The sequence below is a fragment of the Lacticaseibacillus nasuensis JCM 17158 genome (genome assembly GCF_001434705.1).
GTDB lineage: Bacteria > Bacillota > Bacilli > Lactobacillales > Lactobacillaceae > Lacticaseibacillus > Lacticaseibacillus nasuensis.
In genome coordinates this window covers 15,974-36,131 of record NZ_AZDJ01000003.1, presented here as the reverse complement: position 1 = coordinate 36,131, position 20,158 = coordinate 15,974, and the positions used below count along the sequence as shown (strand labels likewise).

Sequence of the window (20,158 nt, the reverse complement as noted above, 5' to 3'; positions counted from 1 at the left end):
CAGACTTAGGGGTGTAAACGAAACGGAGTGAACGACAATGACAACGACGATGAACAGACTCTTTGCAATCGACCCGTGGCAGGTGACCACGACGCAGTTCAACCCCGCCACGAAGCGGCTGCAAGAAAGCCTGACCGCCATCGGCAACGGGTACATGGGGATGCGCGGTAACTTCGAGGAAGGCTATTCCGGCGATACGCTGCAAGGCACATACCTTGGTGGCGTGTGGTTCCCCGATAAGACTCGCGTCGGTTGGTGGAAAAATGGCTACCCCGAATACTTCGGTAAGGCCATCAATGCCCCGAGCTTCATCGGCATCGGCATCACCATCAACGGCGAGCGGGTCGACTTGGCCACCAGTCAGTTCCGCGACTTCTCGCTGACGTTGGACCTCCACCAAGGCTTGTTGACTCGGCGCTTCACCATTGAGGCTCCGGAGGCAGCGGTGCAATTCACTTTTCGCCGCTTCGTCAGCAACGTTATCCGCCAAGCCGCGCTCATTGAAGTCACCGCCAAGGTTTTGCACGGGCAGGCACACCTCCAGTTTAACGCGACGCTCGACGGCAACGTGACGAACGAAGACAGCAATTACGACGAGCGCTTCTGGGTACCGCTGCAGGAAGATGCCAACGCCGGTAGCATCCAGTTGGAAACGCGCGAGAATCCCTTCGGCGTGCCGCGCTTCACCGTGTTGCTTCAACAAGGCTTGCGCCTCAACGGGCAGCCGATCGCCGGTGAGCGGACGACCACCAGCGGCACGCTAAGCGAGGCGCTAGCCGTCGACTTGGCTGCTGGCGAAAGCATGACCCTGGAAAAAGACGTGATCGTCGTCACCAGCCGCGATGTCGCCGAAACGGCACAGCCGGCCGCCAGCGCAACCTTGTTGGGACAGCTGCAAACGAATTCCTTCGCTCAGACTCTAGCGGCGCACACTGCCGTTTGGGCCGAGCGGTGGGCGCAAAGCGACGTCGAGATTAGCGGTGACGACGCGGCGCAACAAGGGATTCGGTTTAACATTGCGCAGTTGTTCATGACTTACTACGGCGAAGATAAGCGATTGAACGTCGGGCCGAAGGGGTTCACCGGGGAAAAATACGGCGGCGCGACTTACTGGGACACCGAGGCATACGTGGTGCCGATGTACTTAGCGGTGACACCGCCAAGCGTGACCAAGGCCCTCTTGCAATATCGCCATGATCAACTGCCCGGCGCCTACCACAACGCCCAGCAGCAAGGCCTGGCCGGAGCCCTGTTCCCGATGGTGACCTTCAACGGCATCGAGTGTCATAACGAATGGGAGATCACCTTCGAGGAGTTACATCGCAATTCAGCAGTGGCCTTCGCCATTTATCAATACACGGCCTACACCGGCGACGAAAGCTACGTCAACACAGCCGGCATCGAAGTGCTCGTCGGCATCGCTAGATTTTGGGCCGACCGGGTCCACTTCAGCCAGCGCGCCGGCAAGTATATGATCCACGGTGTCACCGGTCCTAACGAATATGAGAACAACGTCAACAATAACTGGTACACGAACCTGATGGCCAGTTGGGTGCTCGAGTACACCTTGGCGCGGCTCCCGAAGGCCGACCCCACGATTACTGGCAAGCTCGCTGTCACCGACGCCGAGCAGGCCCATTGGCAAGACATCATTGACCGGATGTACTTCCCAACCGATGACAAGCTCGGCATTTTCGTCCAAAACGACACTTTCCTCGATAAGGATTTACGTCCGGCCAGCACGATTCCTGCGGATCAGCGGCCATTGAACCAACACTGGTCATGGGATCGCATCCTGCGCTCGCCGTTTATCAAACAGGCGGATGTGCTGCAAGGCATCTACTTCCTCAACGACCGCTTCACCCGTGAGCAAAAAGAACGCAACTTTGACTTTTACGAGCCGCTCACGGTCCATGAAAGCTCGCTATCCGCCTCGATCCACGCGATTTTAGCCGCGGAATTGGGCAAGGCAGATAAGGCCGTCGAGCTGTACGCCCGGACCGCCCGACTGGATCTAGATAACTACAACAACGACACGGCAGACGGCCTGCACATTACGTCGATGACCGGCAGCTGGCTGGCGATCGTGCAAGGTTTTGCCGGCATGCGATACGACCACGACCGGTTACGGTTCGACCCGTTTCTGCCGAAAAAATGGCAGCGCTATAGTTTCGCCATTAACTACCGCGGCCGCGTCATTGCCGTCAGTGTCAGCGACCACACGACCTTGACGCTGCGGGCGGGTGAGCCACTGGATGTGTGGGTGAACGGAGAACGGCGCCACTTGGTAAAGGAGGAGGGGCATGCTTAAAGGATTACTGTTCGATTTGGATGGGGTAATCGCCGACACGGCGCGCTTTCACCTCGCGGCGTGGAACCGCGTGGCCGAGTCGTTAGGCATCACGTTACCACCGGCGGCAAACGATGCCTTGCGCGGGCGCTCGCGCCAAGCCTCACTGGATTTGATTCTGAATTACGGCCCCGGGGCAAACCACTTCAGCGCTGACGAGAAGGCGGCCTTAGCGGCGAAGAAAAACACCGAGTACCTGCAGGCCATCGCCACCTTGACACCAGCCGACATTTTGCCAGGTGTACCGCAGTTGCTGGATGACGCACAGGCGGCAGGTCTGCAGTTGGCCATCGCGTCGGCGTCCAAGAACGCCCCGGCGATTTTGGCCAAACTCGGTATTGCGGATCGCTTCTCTGCCATCGTCGATCCGGCGCAGCTGCAACACGGCAAGCCGGATCCCGAAATCTACCTCAAGGCGCAGGCGCTACTGGGGTTAGCGGCCAATGAAGTCGTGAGCTTCGAAGACGCCAGCGCTGGCGTGGCGGCCATTAAAGCCGCCGGGCAGTTCGCTGTCGGGATCGGGGATGCCACCGTGTTAGCGGCGGCCGATCTGGTTGTGCCAAGCACGGCCGACTTAAAGCTGGCGACCATCACCGCCGCCTTTAACCGGGAGGTGAGCGCATGAGCGCCTGGTGGCAATCCGCCGTCGTCTATCAGATTTATCCCAAAAGCTTTCAGGATAGCAACGGCGATGGGATTGGCGATATTCCCGGTATCATTTCCCGGCTTGATTACTTGGCTGACCTTGGCGTCGACGCGATTTGGCTCAGCCCGGTGTATCAGTCACCCGGCATCGATAATGGCTACGACATCTCGGATTACGAAGCCATTGACCCGCAATTCGGGACGATGGCCGACATGCAACACCTCATCCAAGCGGCCCAAAAGCGCGGCATTCGCATCGTGATGGACCTCGTGGTGAACCACACCTCGGATCAACACCCTTGGTTCAAGGCGGCGGCTAAGTCGCGAGCCGATCCGCACCGCGACTGGTACGTTTGGCGCGACCCGGTGGCCGGCCATGAACCCAACGACCTACAGTCGACTTTTTCCGGCTCGGCGTGGACCTATGACGAGCCAACCGGCCAGTACTACTTGCACCTGTTTAGCCCGCAGCAACCGGACCTGAACTGGGCCAATCCCGAGTTGCGTCAGGCGGTGTACCGCATGATGAACTTCTGGCTGGATCAAGGCATCGGCGGGTTCCGCCTCGATGTGATTGATTTGATCGGAAAGGACCCAGACGCCGGCATCACCGCCAATGGCCCACACCTGCATGAATACCTGCAGGAAATGAACGCCGCCACCTTCGGCCGGTACCCGGTGATGACCGTCGGGGAAACCTGGGGGGCGACGCCGGCGATTGCGCAGGAATTTTCAGACCCCGACCGGCACGAGTTGTCGATGGTGTTCCAGTTTGAAACCATGCAACTCGATGTCGGCACCAGCAAGTGGGACATCAAGCCGCTGGCGCCGCAGGCACTGCGGGACACCTTGGTGAAATGGCAAACCCAGTTGGATTATCGCCACGGCTGGAACTCGCTGTTTTGGAACAATCACGACCTGCCTCGCATCGTGTCCCGCTGGGGAGATCCCGGGCAATACCGGGAGCGAAGCGCAAAGATGTTTGCCATCTTGCTGCACCTGCTACGCGGCACACCGTACGTTTACCAAGGCGAAGAAATCGGTATGACCAACCGGCCAGTCGCCAACATTGCTGAGGTCACGGATATCGAAAGTCGCAACGCTTATGCCGCCGCGGTGGCGACCGGCACGGCGCCGGCCACGATGATGCAAGCAATCAACCGTATGGGGCGCGATAATGCGCGGACCCCGATGCAGTGGACAGCGGGCGCCCAGGCGGGATTTACCACCGGCACGCCGTGGCTGCCGGTCAACGCCAATCATGACCACATTAACGTTGCGGCCAGTTCTGGCGCCGATTCGGTGCTCGCGACTTACCGGCAGCTGATCCACCTTCGCCACACCACGCCGCTAATTGTGCACGGTGATTTCATCCCGGTGGCAACAGCGCCTGGCGTCATGGCGTACTACCGGGTGGATCAAGGCGAGCGGTGGCTCGTTGTGGCCAACCTCACCGGCACCACGCAATCATTTACCAGTTCGGATCACCTCGAAGCCGTCGTGATCCATAACCTTGAGGCCCCAACGACCTTAACGGGGCTCGAATTGCAACCATATCAAGCGTTTGCCGCACGTGTTGAGGCCGGCGCAGACAATCAATCGGAGGGATAATCATGACATCATGGAAAAAGGTAACAATGGGGAGTGCCGCGGTTTTAGCAGCGGTGATGTTGGCTGCTTGTGGCAAAAGTAGCACGGAAAGCACGAAGACGACCAGCAAGGACCTGACCGGGACCGTGAAACTGTGGGTCGACACGACCAACGTTGATTACTACAAGACGATCGTGAAGAACTTTAGCAAGAAGTACCCGAAGGTCAATGTCACCGTTACCCAAAGCCCGAACGGCTCGGCCAACGCCAAAACCGACGTCGGTAAGGACCCAAGTAAGGCCGCCGACGTCTTCCAGGTGCCGAACGACCAGCTTGGCTCCATGGCCGATCAAGGCTACATCAACCCGCTATCACCGGCCGCAACTAAGGCCGTGAAGAAAGACGACGTGGCGGTGGCCGCCGACGCCGTAACCTGGAAGGGCAAGATGTACGCCTACCCAACCGACCAGCAGGCACAAACGTTGTATTACAATAAGTCCATGCTTTCTGCAGACGACGTGAAGTCCTGGAAGACGCTGACCGCTAAAGGGGTGCTGGCCACCGACTTCACCAACGCCTACAACTTCTACCCGATTTTCTTCTCCGCCGGCACGCAACTGTACGGTAAGGATGGCGAAACCTTGAAGGGCACAAACATCAACAATGCCAAAGGGGTTGCTGCCATGACCTGGTTTGCGGAGCAAAAGCAAAACAAGAACGTCATGCAAACCAGCAACACCCTCAACCAAATGAAGTCTGGCCACGCGGCTGCCACCATCGACGGCCCGTGGAACGCGGCGAACATCAAGAAGATTCTCGGCAAGAACTTCGCCGTAGCCCCTTACCCGACCATTAATGTGGGCGGTAAGGAAGTCCAGATGCAGGCCTTCCTCGGCATTGGGAGCTTTGCGGTGAACTCGCACACGGCGACCAAGAACCAAAAGGCTGCCGCGACGCTTGCCCAATTCGTCACCAACAAGCAGTCGCAGCTGATTGGCTACCGCCACAACGGCTCTATTCCGGTCAACAAGTCCGCGCAAACCAGCAAGGAAGTGGCCGATGATCCAGTCGCAAAGGCCGTCATGGTGATGAGCCAACCAGGCAACTCCGTCGTGATGCCAAAGATGACGCAAATGGCCACCTTCTGGAACCTGTCGGCACCGCTGATCAATGGTGCCTACACCGGCTCCATCAAGCCTGCCCAATACGCCACGAAACTCGACACCTTCGTGAACGCGATTTCGAAGGATAACTAAGTCGTCGATTGATGCACCACCGCGCCAGCCAAGCTTGGCTGGCGTCATGGTGCACCAATCACCAAGGAAGCCGGCACGCCGGCTTGGGGAGGGAGCAGTCATGTTTAACCGTAAAAAGAAACACCTACCGCCTGCCGCCACGTTCCGCGAAGTGTGGCAAAAAGGGGACGCTAGCTTCAAGCTCTCGTTCTTCTTCATGGGCCTAGCCCAGCTGAAGCACAAGCAGTGGGCCAAAGGCATCGCCTATCTTGGGCTAGAGGTCGCCTTTCTGATTTGGCTAGTATTCACCGGAATCAGCTCGTTGCGGATGCTGAGCAACCTCGGGGCGATCAAGCAAAAAAAGGTCGTCTTCGATGAAGCGCAAGGTGTCTACATCACCAAGCTGCCAGATAACTCCGTCGTCATCCTGCTGTTCGGGGTGCTCAGCGTGATTCTGGTGGTGGCGATGATTGGCCTTTACATCAGCAACCTGAACTCCGTGCGCAAGCTATACGTGCAGCTGCGCGACGGTGAGCACGTGCCAACCAACAGCGAAGATCTCCACTCGCTGTTCGACTCTCGCCTGCACACCACGCTGATGACGATTCCGATTATCGGTATCGTGGCTTTCAACATCTTGCCGACGCTGTACATGATCTCTATGGCCTTTACGAATTACGACGGCAAGCACGCCATCGGGTTTTCCTGGACCGGGTTCAAGGCGTTTGGCAACGTCTTGACCGGTGACTTGGCCGGCACCTTCTTCCCCGTCCTCGGTTGGACGTTGGTGTGGGCCGTGATGGCCACCGCCACGACCTTCTTCTTCGGCGTCTTGTTGGCGCTCTTGATCGAATCGAAGGGGATCCAGCACCGGGCGTTTTGGCGGACGATTTTCGTGATCGTCTACGCCGTGCCGCAGTTCGTTTCGCTGTTGATGATGGCGCAGTTCCTGGATTTGCAGGGCCCGCTGAACAACATCTTGATGAACTGGCACTTGATTGCCCATCCGATTAACTTTATTGGCGCCTCGGCCAATCCGTTAGTGGCCCGCATCACGGTCATTGTGGTCAACATGTGGATTGGGATTCCGGTGTCCATGCTGGTCTCGACTGCCATTATTCAAAACTTGCCGCAGGACCAAATCGAAGCGGCGCGCATGGATGGCGCTAACGCGTTTCAAGTCTTCAACAACATCACGTTCCCGCAGATTCTCTTCGTGATGGCGCCGGCCTTGATTCAGCAGTTTATCGGGAATATCAATAACTTCAACGTCATTTTCCTGTTGACCAAGGGATTCCCGATGAACAACAACTACAACGGCGCCGGCGACACCGACTTGCTGGTAACCTGGCTGTACAACTTGGTCTTCGGGCAGACGCAACGCTACAACGCGTCGGCGGTACTGGGCATCTTAATCTTCCTGCTCAGTGCGACCTTCAGCTTGATCGCATACCGGCGGACCAACGCATTCAAGGAGGGCTAACATGACATCATATCGCGCACAACGGCACCTATCCTTGGCGCTCCGCTATCTCTTACTCATCGTCTTGGCCGTGATTTGGATCGTGCCAATTGTTTGGATCGTTTTGGCCAGCTTTTCGGCTAACGATACCGGGTTTGTCTCGACCTTTTTCCCGGAGAAGTACACCATTCAAAACTACGTCGATATCTTCACCAGCACGCAGTTTCCATTCGTCTACTGGATTCGCAATACCCTGTTTGTCGCCGTGATTTCGACGATTCTCTCGACGTTCGTGACGATTTGTGTCGCCTACACGCTGTCGCGCCTGCGCTTCCACTTCCGGAAGCCGTTTCTCCAAATCGCGCTGGTGTTGGGGATGTTCCCTGGCTTCATGTCGATGATTGCCTTGTATTACATCCTCAAGAGCTTCAATATGTTGAACCTCGGCGGCTTGATTCTGGTATACGTTGGTGGCGCGGGCCTTGGGTTTTACGTCGCCAAGGGCTTCTTCGACACCATTCCGGTGGCCATCGATGAAGCCGCGGTGATGGATGGCGCGACGAAGTGGCAGGTGTTCTGGCACATCGGCTTGCCAATGTCCCGGCCAATCATCGTCTACACCGCTCTGATGGCCTTCATTGCCCCATGGATCGATTTTATCTTCTCCGGGATCATTCTCTCGGCATCGGGGAATTCGAAGAACTACACCATCGCCTATGGGCTGTACAACATGCTCAACGGGACGCTGGGGAAGTCCACGACTTTCTTCACGCAGTTTATCGCCGGGTGTGTCATCATCGCCGTGCCGATTACGATTTTCTTCGTGATCATGCAAAAGTTCTACGTCAGCGGGATTACCGCCGGTGCGGACAAAGGCTAAATCAGCAGAGCGCCACGCCGATTCGGGTGGCGCTTTTGTTATGCATGGGCGGACCCAAACTCTGGTCATGCGGATTTTGATAAACATGATAAAATATAATTAATTAGCAGTAGCGGAGGGGGAACGTGCATGGTCACCTTGTCGGATGTTGCCAAGCAAGCCAATGTCTCAAAAATGACAGTGTCCCGGGTGATTAACCACCCGGAGCAGGTCACCACCGAACTGAGGGAACTCGTGGTGGCGGCGATGCAGGAGCTGAACTATCAACCTAACGCCGCGGCTAAGGCGTTAGCCAATAACCGTAGCAACGTGGTGAAGTTCCTGATTCTGGAGGACATCGACACCACCGAGCCATATTATATGAACTTGTTGTTCGGCATCGCTCGCGGCCTCGATAAGCGGCAGTACGCCTTGCAGCTGATCACCGACCGCCAGAAGCTCACCGCCGGCAACGCCGATGGCTACCTGATCACCGGCGCGCGCACGAGCGATTTTCCCTGGTTGGACCAGCTGGAAAAACCACTTGTGCTCTTTGGCGAAAACCGCTATGGCTATGATTTTATCGATACCGATAATAAACTTGGCACCCAAATGGCGACCAAATACGCATTGGCCAAGAACTACCAGTCCATCATTTTCATCGGCATCGACGTGAAGGAACCTTTCGAGTATTCGCGTGAGGCGGGCTATATCAACACCTTGCAGCAGCACGCCAAGCTACCGCGGATTTACCGACTGGCCAACCACAGCCGGTTATCCCAACAATATATCGAGGAGCACTGGCGGGAGTTTGCGCCGAATACCTGCTTTATCTGCGCCAGTGACCGCCTGGCCGTGGGCGTCGTGCGCGGCATCCTGCACGAAGGCGGCGCCATTCCCCGCGATTTTGGCGTCATCGGCCACGACGGCGTGTTTCTCGATCAAGTCTCCAATCCCCAGCTAACCACCGTGCAGCAACAGGTGCCCGAACTAGGCGAGCACCTGGCGCGGATGTTGCTGTCGAAGATTGCCCAGTCCGGCGCCCAGCAAGGTGAGCTCCTGTTGGCCCCGAAGCTGGTGACCCGCGGCACGACCCGCGAATAACGGCACAAAAATAGGCCTCCCATTGTGGGGAGGCCTATTTTCGTGCCGCTAAAATTCATGCGAATTGCGGCGGCGCCAGAAGTGGACACCGAGGGTCACGGCGAAGGCGCCGAGCACGAAGATGCTAAAGAAGGTGTTGGAGACCTCGATGTGAATCATCGGCAGCGACAAGCCAAGCTTGATGCTGATAAAGGCGATGAGGACATAGGCCATGTACAACAGCTCCGGGACCTTGGCCAGCAAGACGATCATCCCTTGGGCGACGAACCGCATCGCCAAGATGCCGATGAAGCCGCCGATGAGCACAATGACAGGATTGTCGTCGATGGCCAAGGCGGTCAAGATGGAATCAATCGAGAACACGAAGTCCAACAAGACGATGGCGACGACGGTGGCCCAAAACGAGCGAGGCTTCGCCAGTTTAGGCTGATTACCGCCAGCCTTAGGGACGTGCTGCTCGTAGAAAAAATGCAACGCCATCCATAACAGGTAACCGGCGCCAATGGCCTTTACCGCCCAGAACTTGATGAGAAAGCTGCCCAGCCCAATGGCGATGAAGCGAAACAAGTAGCTTCCCCACAACCCGTACATCAATGCCCGGTGCTCGAGCTTCGGCACTTTCAGCGAGGCGGTTTGGGCCGCAAGCACGACGGCGTTATCCACGGACAATAGGCATTCCATGATGGCCAGCGTTGCGATGGTCATCAGCCCCCCGCCAGTCATGATGGCGGCGTGCCAGTCGGCGCCGCTAAAAAAAGGACCATATAGTTTGATTAATGTATTGATTGCGGCCACCTCCCCAGCGAGTTAATCCTATTGTACCGAACTTTTGACTCAAAATTGCGGCAGTGGTAAAAAAATGCGGCGCCAACGCTGGCGCCAGCGTCTGTACAAGGGGTGATAAGCCCAAGCCGGCGCGAATGCCGCGTCAGTTTCCCCTTTATGGTAAAATACACGGGACTAAAGTTTTTCTTAAGCTGTGAGCCAAGATAGGGGAACCGCTCAATGAAAAAGCTCTTCGCAAAAATTAACCTGCCGGCGTTTCTTGAAGACGTTCGGCTGCGGTATGCGGCCGGGGCCATGGTGTTGCTGGCGGTAGTGTTAATTGTGTTTGCCAGTTTCGTTAGCCCGTGGCTGGGCCTGATCATGCTCGTGACCCTGATTGTACTGATCGGGGCGACGTTTTTTGCCTTGGCCACCATTACGGCCAATACCAACAAATACATTTCTAACCTTGCCTACCGCATCAAGCGTGGCGAGCAAGAAGCGCTGATTAAGATGCCGGTGGGGATTTTGATCTACGACGACCAGATGAACGTCGAGTGGACCAACCCTTACCTGGCGCAGTACTTCACCGATGCCGACATTCTCGGCCGACCGTTAAGCGAGGTGGATCCCGAACTCAGTGAATTGGTCGCGGCGCATCAGGATTCGACCGAGACCCACAGCATCACCTGGGGCGAGCACGAATTCGACATGATCATTCAGCAAAGCATCGGCGTGGTGTACCTCATGGATATCACCCGCTATGCGGAAATCGAGGCGCGTGCGGAATCCGAGCGCATCGCCATCGGCCAGGTGTTCCTGGATAACTACGACGAGATCACCCAGACGCTCAATGACCAGACGATCACCAACTTGAACAGCTATGTCACCAACACGTTGTCTGATTGGGCGCGCGACTTCGGCATGTACATTCGCCGCATCAGTAACGACCGCTTCATTCTCATTGCCTACGTCAAGGCGTTGCGGCAAGTCGAGGCAGACAAGTTCAAGATTCTCGACGTGATTCGGGAGGAAACCTCCAAGCAAAACTACCCGCTGACCTTGTCGGTGGGGATCGCGTACGGCGACCCCGACCTCAGCAAGATCGCTGCGACGTCACAAAGCAACCTCGACTTGGCCTTAGGGCGCGGCGGCGACCAGGTGGTTGTCCGCGCCAAGGACGAGCAGGCGAAGTTCTTCGGCGGTAAAACCAACCCGATGGAAAAGCGGACCCGCGTGCGAGCTCGGATGATTTCCCAGGCCATGCAGGAGTTATTCAAGCAAACCGATAAGATTTTCGTCGTCGGGCACAAGCGCCCCGACATGGATGCCGTCGGGGCGGCGTTGGGGATTCGCCGCATCGCCCAGATGAACGGCAAGGACTGTTACGTTGTCATCGATCCGGCCAATTTGCACTCCGATGTCGAGCGCCTCATGAGCAAGGTCGGCCAGGATCCGGAAATTGCCAACGCGATTCTCACGCCAGATGCGGCGCTGTCTCAGGCCACTGACCGCAGTCTGTTGGTGATGGTGGACCATTCGAAGGCCTCGATGACCAGCGCCCCGGCGTTGTATCAGGCACTGGCCTCTCGGGTCGTGATCATCGATCACCACCGGCGAGGCGAGGAATTCCCCGAAAACCCGATGCTGGTGTATATCGAGCCTTACGCCAGCTCAACGTGTGAGCTGATTACCGAAATGCTGGAATACCAGCCGAGCAACGCCGCTTCTGTCGATAAGCTCGAGGCGACGGCGATGCTGGCCGGGATTACGGTCGACACCAAATCCTTCTCCTTGCGCACCGGCACGCGGACCTTCGACGCCGCGAGCTACTTGCGTTCAGTGGGGGCCGACGGGTTGCTGGCGCAGAACCTGTTGAAGGAAAGCGTCGATAACTACATTCAAAAGAATCATCTGATTGATACCGTTGAAATGATTTCCCAAAATATGGCATTATGTATAGGTGAAGCCGACAAGACGTATGATCCGGTCATTGCGGCGCAGGCCGCGGACACCTTGTTGACCCTCAGCGGCATCGATGCCAGTTTCGTCATTTCGCGCCGTAGCGACGGCAAGGTGGGCATCTCCGCCCGGTCGCTGGGCGACATCAACGTTCAAGTCATCATGGAGAAGCTGGGCGGCGGCGGCCACCTCAGCAACGCCGCGACGCAGGTTGAGGGCAAGTCCATCGCCGAGGTGAAGGACATGCTGCTGACGGCTATCGACGACACGGCCGAGGAAGAGTAACGGTCCGGTCACAGAAAGAGGGATAAACATGAAGGTTATTTTTACCCAAGACGTACGCGGTAAGGGCAAGCGCGGCGAAATCAAGGAAGTTCCCGATGGTTACGCCCAGAACTTCTTAATTCGCAACGGTAAGGCCAAGTTGGCCACGCCGCAAGCGATGAGCGCATTGCGCGGCCAACAGAAGCTCGAAGAGAAGAAAGAAGCCGAAGCCAAGGCGGCGGCAGAGGCCGTGAAGGCGCAGCTCGAAGACGATAAGACGATCGTCCAGATTCAATCCAAGGCCGGCGAAGATTCCCGCCTGTTCGGCTCGATTCCCAGCAAGCAAATTACCACGGCGTTGGAGAAGCAATACGGCATTAAGGTCGATAAGCGCAAGCTCGACTTGCCGCAACCGATTCGGGCGCTAGGGTACCGCAACGTGAAAGCCACGTTGTACCCCGGCGTCGAAGCCTCGATTCGGGTGCATGTCACCGAGCAAAAGTAAACGACAAGCCAGCTGCGGCTGGCTTTTTGTGTGGTGTGAGCAGACGAAATTGGCTGTGACGGGTATACTTAACGCAAAACCCGGAGGTGCCTCATGACGACCGAAGCTGATTGGCTATTCAGCCCTGAATTTGCGCGACAATACGATTATGATGGGCCACTGGGTGTGGTGTACCACCCGGCGGCCACGACCTTTCACCTGTGGGCGCCAACGGCCACGCAGGTTTGGGTGCGCCTTTATTCGGATGCACAACCCGCCACGGAAGGCTTCAGCCAATTCGGTTTGACAGCCGGTCGCAATGGTAGCTGGCAGCTCACCTTGCACGAGGACTTGGCCAGGGTGGTGTACACCTATGTGTTACGGTTCGCCGATGGGGAGCAAACCGAAACCATCGACCCCTACGCCACTGCGGCTATCGTCAACGGAACGCGCGGCGTGATTCTCCCGTCGCCGGCACCAGTCGCGCCGCTACCGCCGTTTCACGGGCGAGCCAGCATCATGGAGGTGTCGATTCGCGATTTTTCGAGTCATCCGGCCAGTGGTATTCGCCACCGTGGCCAATACCTCGGGCTCACAGAAGTCGGGACCAAGACGCCTACCGGAGCCGGGTCAGGGTTAGACTACCTGAAGCAAAGCGGCGTCACGCACGTGCAACTGATGCCGTTTTTCGACTTCGCCACCGTCGATGAAACCGCCCCGGGGCGCGATTATAATTGGGGCTATGACCCGCAAAACTACAACGTACCGGAAGGAAGCTTCGCCACGGCGCCTGCCGATCCGCAGACTCGAATCAGCGAGGCGCAGGCGATGATCACCGCGTTGCACGCCGCGGGGCTGCGGGTGATCATGGACGTCGTGTATAACCATGTCTATGACCCGCGGGCCCAAGCGTTGGCGCTGACCGTTCCTGGCTACTATTTTCGCCAGCACGAGGGCCAGCTAAGCGACGGGACGGGCACCGGCAACGACTTGGCCAGCGAGCAGCCCATGGCGCGACGCTATATTGTCGATTCGGTGCGGTACTGGGCCAAAACTTATGGGGTCGATGGGTTTCGCTTCGACTTGATGGGGAGCCTCGACGTCACGACGATGCAAGCCGTGGCCGCGGCGCTACCAAATCTTCTCCTGTTAGGCGAGGGGTGGCCAATGGCGACCCCGTTGCCGGCTACGCAGCAAACCACACCGGCCCAGGCCACTGCGGTCCCGAGCATTGGTTTTTTCAACGACGGGTTACGCGACCTCATCAAGGGTGACAACTTCGTCGCGGCCGCCCCGGGGTTTGTGACCGGGGCGACGGGCAACGAATGGGCGCTTGTCGCCGAGCTATTGGCAGGCATGACGGTTGGGCCGGCCCCTTATTCGCCGGAGTCGATCAGCGGCGCGCACGGCCGGTATGCCTGGCCGCAACAGGCGATTCAATATGTTAGCGTGCACGACAACTTGACCTTGTACGACAAGCTGGTGGCGACCAACCCGGCCGATGACGCGGCAACGCGTGAGGCTCGAGCGCGGCTGGCGTTGTTAATGGTGGCGTTAAGCCAAGGCGTGCCATTTTTCCCGTTGGGGGCAACGGGGCTGCGCACCAAGGGTGGTGACGCCAATTCCTATCGTTCAGGCGACAACGTCAACGCCATCGATTGGAATCGCCTCGGGCGGCATCGTGAGTTGAACCAGTTGATTGCCCGGGTGTTGATCTGGCGGGCGGCCCAACCGGAGTGGCAGGCGCAAAGCTATCCCGAATTAGCGGCCCTATACCGCGGCAGCGATATCCAGCCCGGGGTGATTGCCTCGCGCCTCGGGGCGTTGTGGATCGCGTTTAACGCGCGGCCGGCCGCGGTGACGCTGTGGGCGCCGGCTGGGACCGTGCTGCTCAATGGGACCGCATTTGCCCCGGCAGGACTTGCAACGCATGCCGGTGGCGACTATTCGATCCCGCCGTTGAGTGCCGTCATTTTACGGGAAAAAAGTTAGGCCCGACCCTGCGGCCTTTGTCGTTAAAATGGCCGGTTGACGCGGGTTAGCGGGGTTTGCTTTAACTCGTGGGGTAACGTAAACTGAATAGCGATGTGAACAGTCAGGAGGACCAAGATGGATAATGCAGACATTCGGCGGACACCGCCGTTTAATAAAGAAGCTGAGCAAGCCGTCTTAGGCAGCGTCTTCCTCAATCCGCAAAAGTTGGTGGAAGTCGCCGAGTTCGTGACGGCAGAAGACTTCTACGTCCGCGCCCACCGGCTGATTTTTGCCGCGATGAGTGCGTTATCCGACCGCGACGAGGCTATCGACGTGGTGACGGTGCAAGACTACCTCGATGCCCACAACCAGCTCGATGACATCGGCGGCGTGGGGTATGTCGTCGAATTGGCCGATGCGGTACCAACCGCCGCCAACGCGGTTTACTACGCCAAGATTGTCGCCGAAAAGGCCCAGGTACGGCGCCTCATTGCCACCGCAGAAAGTATTGCTGCGCGGGGGTATGACGAGCAAGCCGACGTGCCGGCACTGTTGGAAACAGCCAGCGATGAGATTCTCAGTGTTGCCGACACCACGAAGCGCTCGGGCTTCCGGCACATCAAAGACGTGTTGAACGCCACCGTGTCTCAAATCGACAAGCTGTACCAAAACGACAGTCAGATCACCGGCTTGCCCACCGGCTTCGTCGACCTCGATAAAATTACGACCGGCTTGCACGACGGCGAGCTGGTCATCATCGCGGCTCGGCCAGCCGTCGGGAAAACGGCCTTTGCCTTAAATATTGCCCAAAACGTTGGGACCAAAACCGGCAAGACGGTTGCCATTTTCAGCTTGGAAATGGGGGCCGAACAGCTGGTGTCCCGGATGCTGTGCGCAGAGGGGAGCGTCGACGCCAATCACGTGCGGACCGGCCAGCTCGACGAACAGGAATGGGAAAGTCTCGTGGTCGCCATGGGATCGTTGTCGCAAGCCGACATCTACATCGATGACACGCCGGGGATCCGCATGGCCCAGATTCGCTCGAGCTGCCTCAAGCTGCAACAGGAACACGACCTGGGCTTGGTGGTGGTGGACTACCTGCAGCTGATCGAAGGTTCCGGGGAAAATCGCCAGCAGGAAGTGTCTGCTATTTCCCGGGCAATGAAGAAGCTGGCCAAGGAACTAGGCGTGCCGGTCATCGCCTTGTCGCAGCTGTCGCGTGGCGTTGAGCAGCGTCAAGACAAGCGGCCGGTGCTGTCAGATATTCGTGAATCCGGGTCCATCGAACAAGACGCGGATATCGTCGCATTCTTGTACCGCGAGGATTATTACCGCTCGGATGATGACTCGGATGACGAGGACCAAGGGGACCAAAACGTCGGTCCGGTCGAGGTCATTATCGAAAAGAACCGCTCAGGCGCGCGCGGCACGGTGAACCTGCTGTTCGTGAAGTCCTATAACAAGTTCACCTCGGTGGCCGTTACCGGCTTGAATCAGCCCGGGCCAACCCCGCCACCGCCAACCGGGGCACCGTTTTAGGCGCTTAGAGGAGTAACCATGGATTCAATTTTGATGAGCCTGATGACGGCATTGAACGAGCAGCTCTTGATCAATGTCTATCAGCGGGATACAGACGATTTTTATACCGGCTACGTGCAGGTGCTGGGCCGCGACCATGTCGTGCTCAGCACCTTCAACGACTATGGCATTGCTGATGGCGCGGTGTTGTTGAGCTTCAACATCATTGCCACGGTTGAATTTGCCGGCGCGGACCTGGCCGACATGGAGTTTCGCATGAATGTGGCGAAGCGCGAACACTTTTTGTCCGTCGCCGGGCTCGACGCGGCGTTGCAGTTCGACCCGCGCGCGAACCTGTTGGGTCAGTTGGCCACGCAGGTGCAAGCCAGTGGCCAGATGATCATGGTGATCCTGGCCGATGACGAGGCGTACCTGGAAGGCCAGGTCACCGCGGTGGCGGCGGATCGCTTTACGCTGAACGTCTTCAATAAGTTCAACTACACGGATGTGCGGGCGCTACAGGTCGATTTTAGTGACGTCTTGGTGGTGGAATTTGGTGGGTTAGACCTGCATCAAGAAACTGAATTAGTGCGCCACCGCGACCAACTGCACCACGTCAAAACGGTGTTGCATCAAAACGATGGGCAGCTCGGCACAGTGCTCGCTGCGGCGCAAGCGGCCAATCGCTTGATTGCGGTAGTGCCGCGCGAAAGCGAGGATCAGTTTTTCGTCGGTACGGTGCGCGCGGTGAACGACACCGTCGTCATCTTGGCTTTGCGCGACATGGCCGCGCAATTCGGCGGCTATGTGGCGATTCGCATTCGGGCCATTCAAAGCATCACCACCGCCAGCGACTACTTGCAAACCGTGAGCGCGTACGCGGCTTGGGATGAGGCCCACGACCTCGTGCTCCAACCGGTGCTGAACGCGGAACGCGCCTTTGACGCCAACGATGACCTGTTCAAGGTGTTGGTCAATGAAGCGGCGGCGTTCCAACGCGTGATTCGCGTGCGTACCGCCACCGACGAGACCCACATGGTTGGCTATCCGGTGCAGGTGGCTCCGAATAGCTTCATGTTGCACCTGATTGATCCTGATGACGGGAGTGTCGCGGAAATTAGCTTTGATGCTGTCCTCGAAGTCGCATTTGGCCATTTATTCGCCTACTTAGCCGAGGCAGAGCTGCATGAAGAGTAACTGCCGAACTACTAATGTTCGGCTTTTTATTTGTAATCGTATATTTAATAAATTAACATTCGGTTTTTCCTTGTTTTCGTCCCGCCTGGCTGATAAAATATCCGTGGCGGTGAATGGCCGTTAATGGGCAGTCAAAAGGAGCGCAAATCATGGGAACAGTCGTAGTTGTTGGGACGCAATGGGGCGATGAAGGGAAGGGGAAGATTACCGATTTCCTCAGCCAAGGCGCCAAGATTATCGCCCGCTATCAAGGTGGCGATAACGCCGGTCACACGATTCACACGGACGGCAAGGTGTTCAAGCTCCGCCTCATTCCTTCTGGGATTCTGTATCCCCACCAGCTGTCTGTGATTGGTAATGGAGTGGTGGTGAACCCCAAGAGCCTCGTCGAAGAGCTGGCCTATTTGCGGCAGCAAGGCGTGGCCGGCGACAACCTGCGGATTTCCGACCGGGCCCACGTGATCTTGCCTTACCATATTGCCTTAGACAAGGCACAGGAAACGGCCAAGGGCGCCAACAAAATCGGGACGACCAACCGCGGCATCGGCCCGGCTTACATGGACAAAGCCTCTCGAGTGGGGATTCGCATCGCCGACCTGCTGGACCGAGACCTGTTCGCCGAGCGGCTAAAGGCCAACCTGGCGGAGAAAAACGAACTGTTCACCAAGCTGTACGACCTGCCTGCGATGCAGTTTGACGACATCTTCGAGGAATATTACCAATATGGCCAACAGATCAAGCCTTACGTCACCGACACCTCGGTGGTCCTCAACGATGCCATCGACGCCGGCGAGCACGTGCTGTTTGAAGGTGCGCAAGGCGTCATGCTGGATATCGACCAAGGCACCTATCCGTTCGTGACTAGCTCCAATCCCGCCGGTGGGGTGACCATCGGCGCCGGGGTCGGCGCCAGCAAAATCGATCGCGTCGCCGGAGTGGCCAAGGCCTACACCTCACGCGTCGGCGACGGACCGTTTCCCACCGAGCTCTTCGATCACGATGGCGACTTCATTCGCGAAGCCGGCCACGAGTACGGCACGGTGACCGGCCGGCCGCGGCGCATTGGGTGGTTTGATGCCGTCGTCGTGCGGCACGCGCGGCGCGTGGCGGGGGTCACGGACCTGTGCCTGAACTCCGTCGATGTATTGACGGGGCTGAAAACGGTCAAGATTTGTGCGGCATACGAGCGAAACGGCGAGCGGATCTATCATTACCCGGCGTCGTTAAAGGAACTGGCGGAATGCCAGCCCGTTTACGAGGAGCTGCCCGGTTGGGATGAGGACATCACCGGCGCCAAAACGCTGGCGGACTTGCCCGCCAATGCGCGCAACTACATCAAGCGGGTGGCAGAACTGGTCGGCGTCGACTTGCTGACCTTCTCCGTGGGCCCAGGTCGGGATCAAACCAACGTCTTGGCCAACATTTGGGATAAGTTTTAATTTCTACCGTCAGGCCCGGAGCCTGGCGGTATTTTTGAGTCATGCTATGCTAGAATTAAAGCGCATTTACAAAGGAGGTAATCGCATGATTGAAATCGAAGCTTCCGATCAGGCCAGCGTGGACCAGTTCTTATCCCAACAGTTCGCCGCGCAACAAGCGGCGGCCGGCTACCCGGCCGAACCTGATGAAACCTTGGTGTTCGTCGCGCGCGACGGTGACGCCATCGTCGGGGCACTCGTGGCCAAGCGTAGCTATCGCAACGTCTATGTGGACATGTTGGCCGTCGACGCCGCTGCGCGACACGAGCACATTGGTTCGCGACTACTGGCGGCGGTGGAGGCTGCCGCCAAGGCGCGCCACGCCATCAACGTGACACTGACCACCAAGTCGTTTCAAGCCAAGGATTTCTACCTGAAAAACGGCTACACCATCTTCGGTGAGCTCGCGGACACACCGTTTGCGGGGGTCACCAAGTATTACTTCGTCAAGCGGCTGTGATACACTGATAACATCGTTTGCGGAGGTGAGGCTAATGCTCGAGCTGGCAGAAATCGCGGCCCAATTTGAACGCGACCAAAAAATCAACTTCGACAAGATTTTGCAAGGCGTGATTGCCGGCTGGCAGCAGGCGGCCACGCGCCCGAAGATTTTGCTGCACAGCTGCTGTGCGCCGTGTTCAACGTATACCTTGGAGTACTTGACGCGCTATGCGGATGTGACCGTATATTATTACAACCCCAATATTCACCCGCGCATGGAATACGAGCGGCGCAAGCTGGTTCAACAGCGCTTCATTCAAGACTTTAACGCCAAGACTGGCCAGCACGTTCAGTTTCTCGGCGCGGAATATCGGCCTAGCGATTGGCTGGCACAAACCGCGGCGTTGAAAAACGAACCCGAAGGCGGCGCCCGCTGCCACGTGTGCTACCGGTTCCGGCTGGATGCCGTGGCCCAGCAGGCACAAGCGCTAGGGTTTGACTTTTTCGGCAGCGCCTTGACCATCAGTCCGCAAAAAGACGCCGAAGTGATCAATGAGGAAGGCCTAGAGATTCAACACCTGTACGATGTGGCGTATCTGCCTAGCGACTTCAAGAAACGTGGGGGCTATGCCCGGTCGGTGGCGATGTGCAAGGAGTACGATGTTTATCGTCAGTGCTACTGCGGGTGCCTGTTTGCCGCTAAGGCGCAAGGCATCGATTTAGCCGCCGTCAACAAGGCGGCGACGGCGTTTGTCAAGGCGCACCAACACGAGAATTTTGACCAGATTCAATTTACCTTTCCCACGACAAAAGGCTGAGCGGATGCTCAG

The 20,158-nt window shown here is 57.6% G+C and carries 16 protein-coding genes; 15 read left to right on the top strand and 1 reads right to left on the bottom strand.

The annotated features are described in order from the left end of the window. Positions 1–49 precede the first annotated feature (49 nt). The 7 genes from FD02_RS01915 to FD02_RS01885 all read left to right on the top strand — a co-directional run bounded on the left by FD02_RS01915 (position 50) and on the right by FD02_RS01885 (position 9,245). Positions 50–2,311, top strand: a complete 2,262-nt coding sequence (locus FD02_RS01915) for a glycoside hydrolase family 65 protein (RefSeq protein WP_056950323.1) — start codon at positions 50–52, stop codon at positions 2,309–2,311. After that, positions 2,304–2,975, top strand: coding sequence for a beta-phosphoglucomutase (gene pgmB, locus FD02_RS01910; protein WP_056950022.1), 672 nt, complete (start codon positions 2,304–2,306; stop codon positions 2,973–2,975). Before FD02_RS01915 ends, pgmB begins: the two co-directional genes overlap by 8 nt. After that, entirely contained in the window at positions 2,972–4,606 is a 1,635-nt protein-coding gene (locus FD02_RS01905; protein ID WP_056950020.1) for an alpha-glucosidase, read from the top strand. The genes pgmB and FD02_RS01905 overlap by 4 nt, the downstream gene beginning before the upstream one ends. Positions 4,607–4,608: 2 nt before the next feature. Further along, entirely contained in the window at positions 4,609–5,841 is a 1,233-nt protein-coding gene (locus FD02_RS01900; protein ID WP_056950018.1) for an extracellular solute-binding protein, read from the top strand. Positions 5,842–5,941: 100 nt separating this feature from the next. Next, entirely contained in the window at positions 5,942–7,303 is a 1,362-nt protein-coding gene (locus tag FD02_RS01895; protein ID WP_056950017.1) for a carbohydrate ABC transporter permease, read from the top strand. A gap of 1 nt (position 7,304) precedes the next feature. Next, positions 7,305–8,162, top strand: coding sequence for a sugar ABC transporter permease (locus FD02_RS01890; protein WP_054721381.1), 858 nt, complete (start codon positions 7,305–7,307; stop codon positions 8,160–8,162). Positions 8,163–8,291: 129 nt separating this feature from the next. Continuing rightward, entirely contained in the window at positions 8,292–9,245 is a 954-nt protein-coding gene (locus FD02_RS01885) for a LacI family DNA-binding transcriptional regulator (RefSeq protein ID WP_054721382.1), read from the top strand. A 48-nt stretch (positions 9,246–9,293) separates the two neighbouring features. Here FD02_RS01885 and FD02_RS01880 read toward each other — a convergent pair whose 3' ends face one another. Then, complete coding sequence (locus FD02_RS01880) at positions 9,294–9,968, bottom strand: TerC family protein (protein ID WP_082603286.1); 675 nt, start codon at positions 9,966–9,968, stop codon at positions 9,294–9,296. A gap of 282 nt (positions 9,969–10,250) precedes the next feature. Between FD02_RS01880 and FD02_RS01875 the strand changes: the two genes are divergently transcribed. From FD02_RS01875 to FD02_RS01840, 8 genes are all read left to right on the top strand, one after another. Next, positions 10,251–12,257: a DHH family phosphoesterase gene (locus tag FD02_RS01875; protein ID WP_056950015.1), complete on the top strand. Its 2,007-nt coding sequence runs from the start codon at positions 10,251–10,253 to the stop codon at positions 12,255–12,257. A gap of 28 nt (positions 12,258–12,285) precedes the next feature. After that, the gene (rplI, locus tag FD02_RS01870) at positions 12,286–12,741 is read left to right on the top strand and encodes a 50S ribosomal protein L9 (protein WP_054721384.1); all 456 of its coding nucleotides are present in this window, start codon (positions 12,286–12,288) and stop codon (positions 12,739–12,741) included. A 93-nt stretch (positions 12,742–12,834) separates the two neighbouring features. Beyond that, complete coding sequence (gene pulA / locus FD02_RS01865) at positions 12,835–14,712, top strand: type I pullulanase (RefSeq protein WP_056950014.1); 1,878 nt, start codon at positions 12,835–12,837, stop codon at positions 14,710–14,712. Between the two features lie 117 nt (positions 14,713–14,829). Then, positions 14,830–16,233, top strand: a complete 1,404-nt coding sequence (gene dnaB / locus FD02_RS01860) for a replicative DNA helicase (protein WP_056950012.1) — start codon at positions 14,830–14,832, stop codon at positions 16,231–16,233. An 18-nt stretch (positions 16,234–16,251) separates the two neighbouring features. After that, a complete protein-coding gene (locus FD02_RS01855; protein WP_054721394.1) occupies positions 16,252–17,409 on the top strand; it encodes a hypothetical protein in 1,158 nt (385 codons plus the stop codon). Between the two features lie 149 nt (positions 17,410–17,558). Then, entirely contained in the window at positions 17,559–18,848 is a 1,290-nt protein-coding gene (locus tag FD02_RS01850) for an adenylosuccinate synthase (RefSeq protein WP_054721396.1), read from the top strand. Between the two features lie 85 nt (positions 18,849–18,933). Further along, a complete protein-coding gene (locus FD02_RS01845) occupies positions 18,934–19,347 on the top strand; it encodes a GNAT family N-acetyltransferase (protein WP_056950010.1) in 414 nt (137 codons plus the stop codon). 34 nt (positions 19,348–19,381) lie between these two features. Further along, positions 19,382–20,146, top strand: coding sequence for an epoxyqueuosine reductase QueH (locus tag FD02_RS01840; RefSeq protein WP_056950008.1), 765 nt, complete (start codon positions 19,382–19,384; stop codon positions 20,144–20,146). The last annotated feature ends 12 nt before the right edge of the window (positions 20,147–20,158 follow it).

Bases quoted from the DNA above. Each gene is read 5' to 3' on its own strand.
- FD02_RS01915 (WP_056950323.1), top strand. From the start codon at position 50: ATGAACAGACTCTTTGCAATCGACCCGTGGCAGGTGACCACGACGCAG.
- pgmB (WP_056950022.1), top strand. From the start codon at position 2,304: ATGCTTAAAGGATTACTGTTCGATTTGGATGGGGTAATCGCCGACACG.
- FD02_RS01905 (WP_056950020.1), top strand. From the start codon at position 2,972: ATGAGCGCCTGGTGGCAATCCGCCGTCGTCTATCAGATTTATCCCAAA.
- FD02_RS01900 (WP_056950018.1), top strand. From the start codon at position 4,609: ATGACATCATGGAAAAAGGTAACAATGGGGAGTGCCGCGGTTTTAGCA.
- FD02_RS01895 (WP_056950017.1), top strand. From the start codon at position 5,942: ATGTTTAACCGTAAAAAGAAACACCTACCGCCTGCCGCCACGTTCCGC.
- FD02_RS01890 (WP_054721381.1), top strand. From the start codon at position 7,305: ATGACATCATATCGCGCACAACGGCACCTATCCTTGGCGCTCCGCTAT.
- FD02_RS01885 (WP_054721382.1), top strand. From the start codon at position 8,292: ATGGTCACCTTGTCGGATGTTGCCAAGCAAGCCAATGTCTCAAAAATG.
- FD02_RS01880 (WP_082603286.1), bottom strand. From the start codon at position 9,968: ATGACTGGCGGGGGGCTGATGACCATCGCAACGCTGGCCATCATGGAA.
- FD02_RS01875 (WP_056950015.1), top strand. From the start codon at position 10,251: ATGAAAAAGCTCTTCGCAAAAATTAACCTGCCGGCGTTTCTTGAAGAC.
- rplI (WP_054721384.1), top strand. From the start codon at position 12,286: ATGAAGGTTATTTTTACCCAAGACGTACGCGGTAAGGGCAAGCGCGGC.
- pulA (WP_056950014.1), top strand. From the start codon at position 12,835: ATGACGACCGAAGCTGATTGGCTATTCAGCCCTGAATTTGCGCGACAA.
- dnaB (WP_056950012.1), top strand. From the start codon at position 14,830: ATGGATAATGCAGACATTCGGCGGACACCGCCGTTTAATAAAGAAGCT.
- FD02_RS01855 (WP_054721394.1), top strand. From the start codon at position 16,252: ATGGATTCAATTTTGATGAGCCTGATGACGGCATTGAACGAGCAGCTC.
- FD02_RS01850 (WP_054721396.1), top strand. From the start codon at position 17,559: ATGGGAACAGTCGTAGTTGTTGGGACGCAATGGGGCGATGAAGGGAAG.
- FD02_RS01845 (WP_056950010.1), top strand. From the start codon at position 18,934: ATGATTGAAATCGAAGCTTCCGATCAGGCCAGCGTGGACCAGTTCTTA.
- FD02_RS01840 (WP_056950008.1), top strand. From the start codon at position 19,382: ATGCTCGAGCTGGCAGAAATCGCGGCCCAATTTGAACGCGACCAAAAA.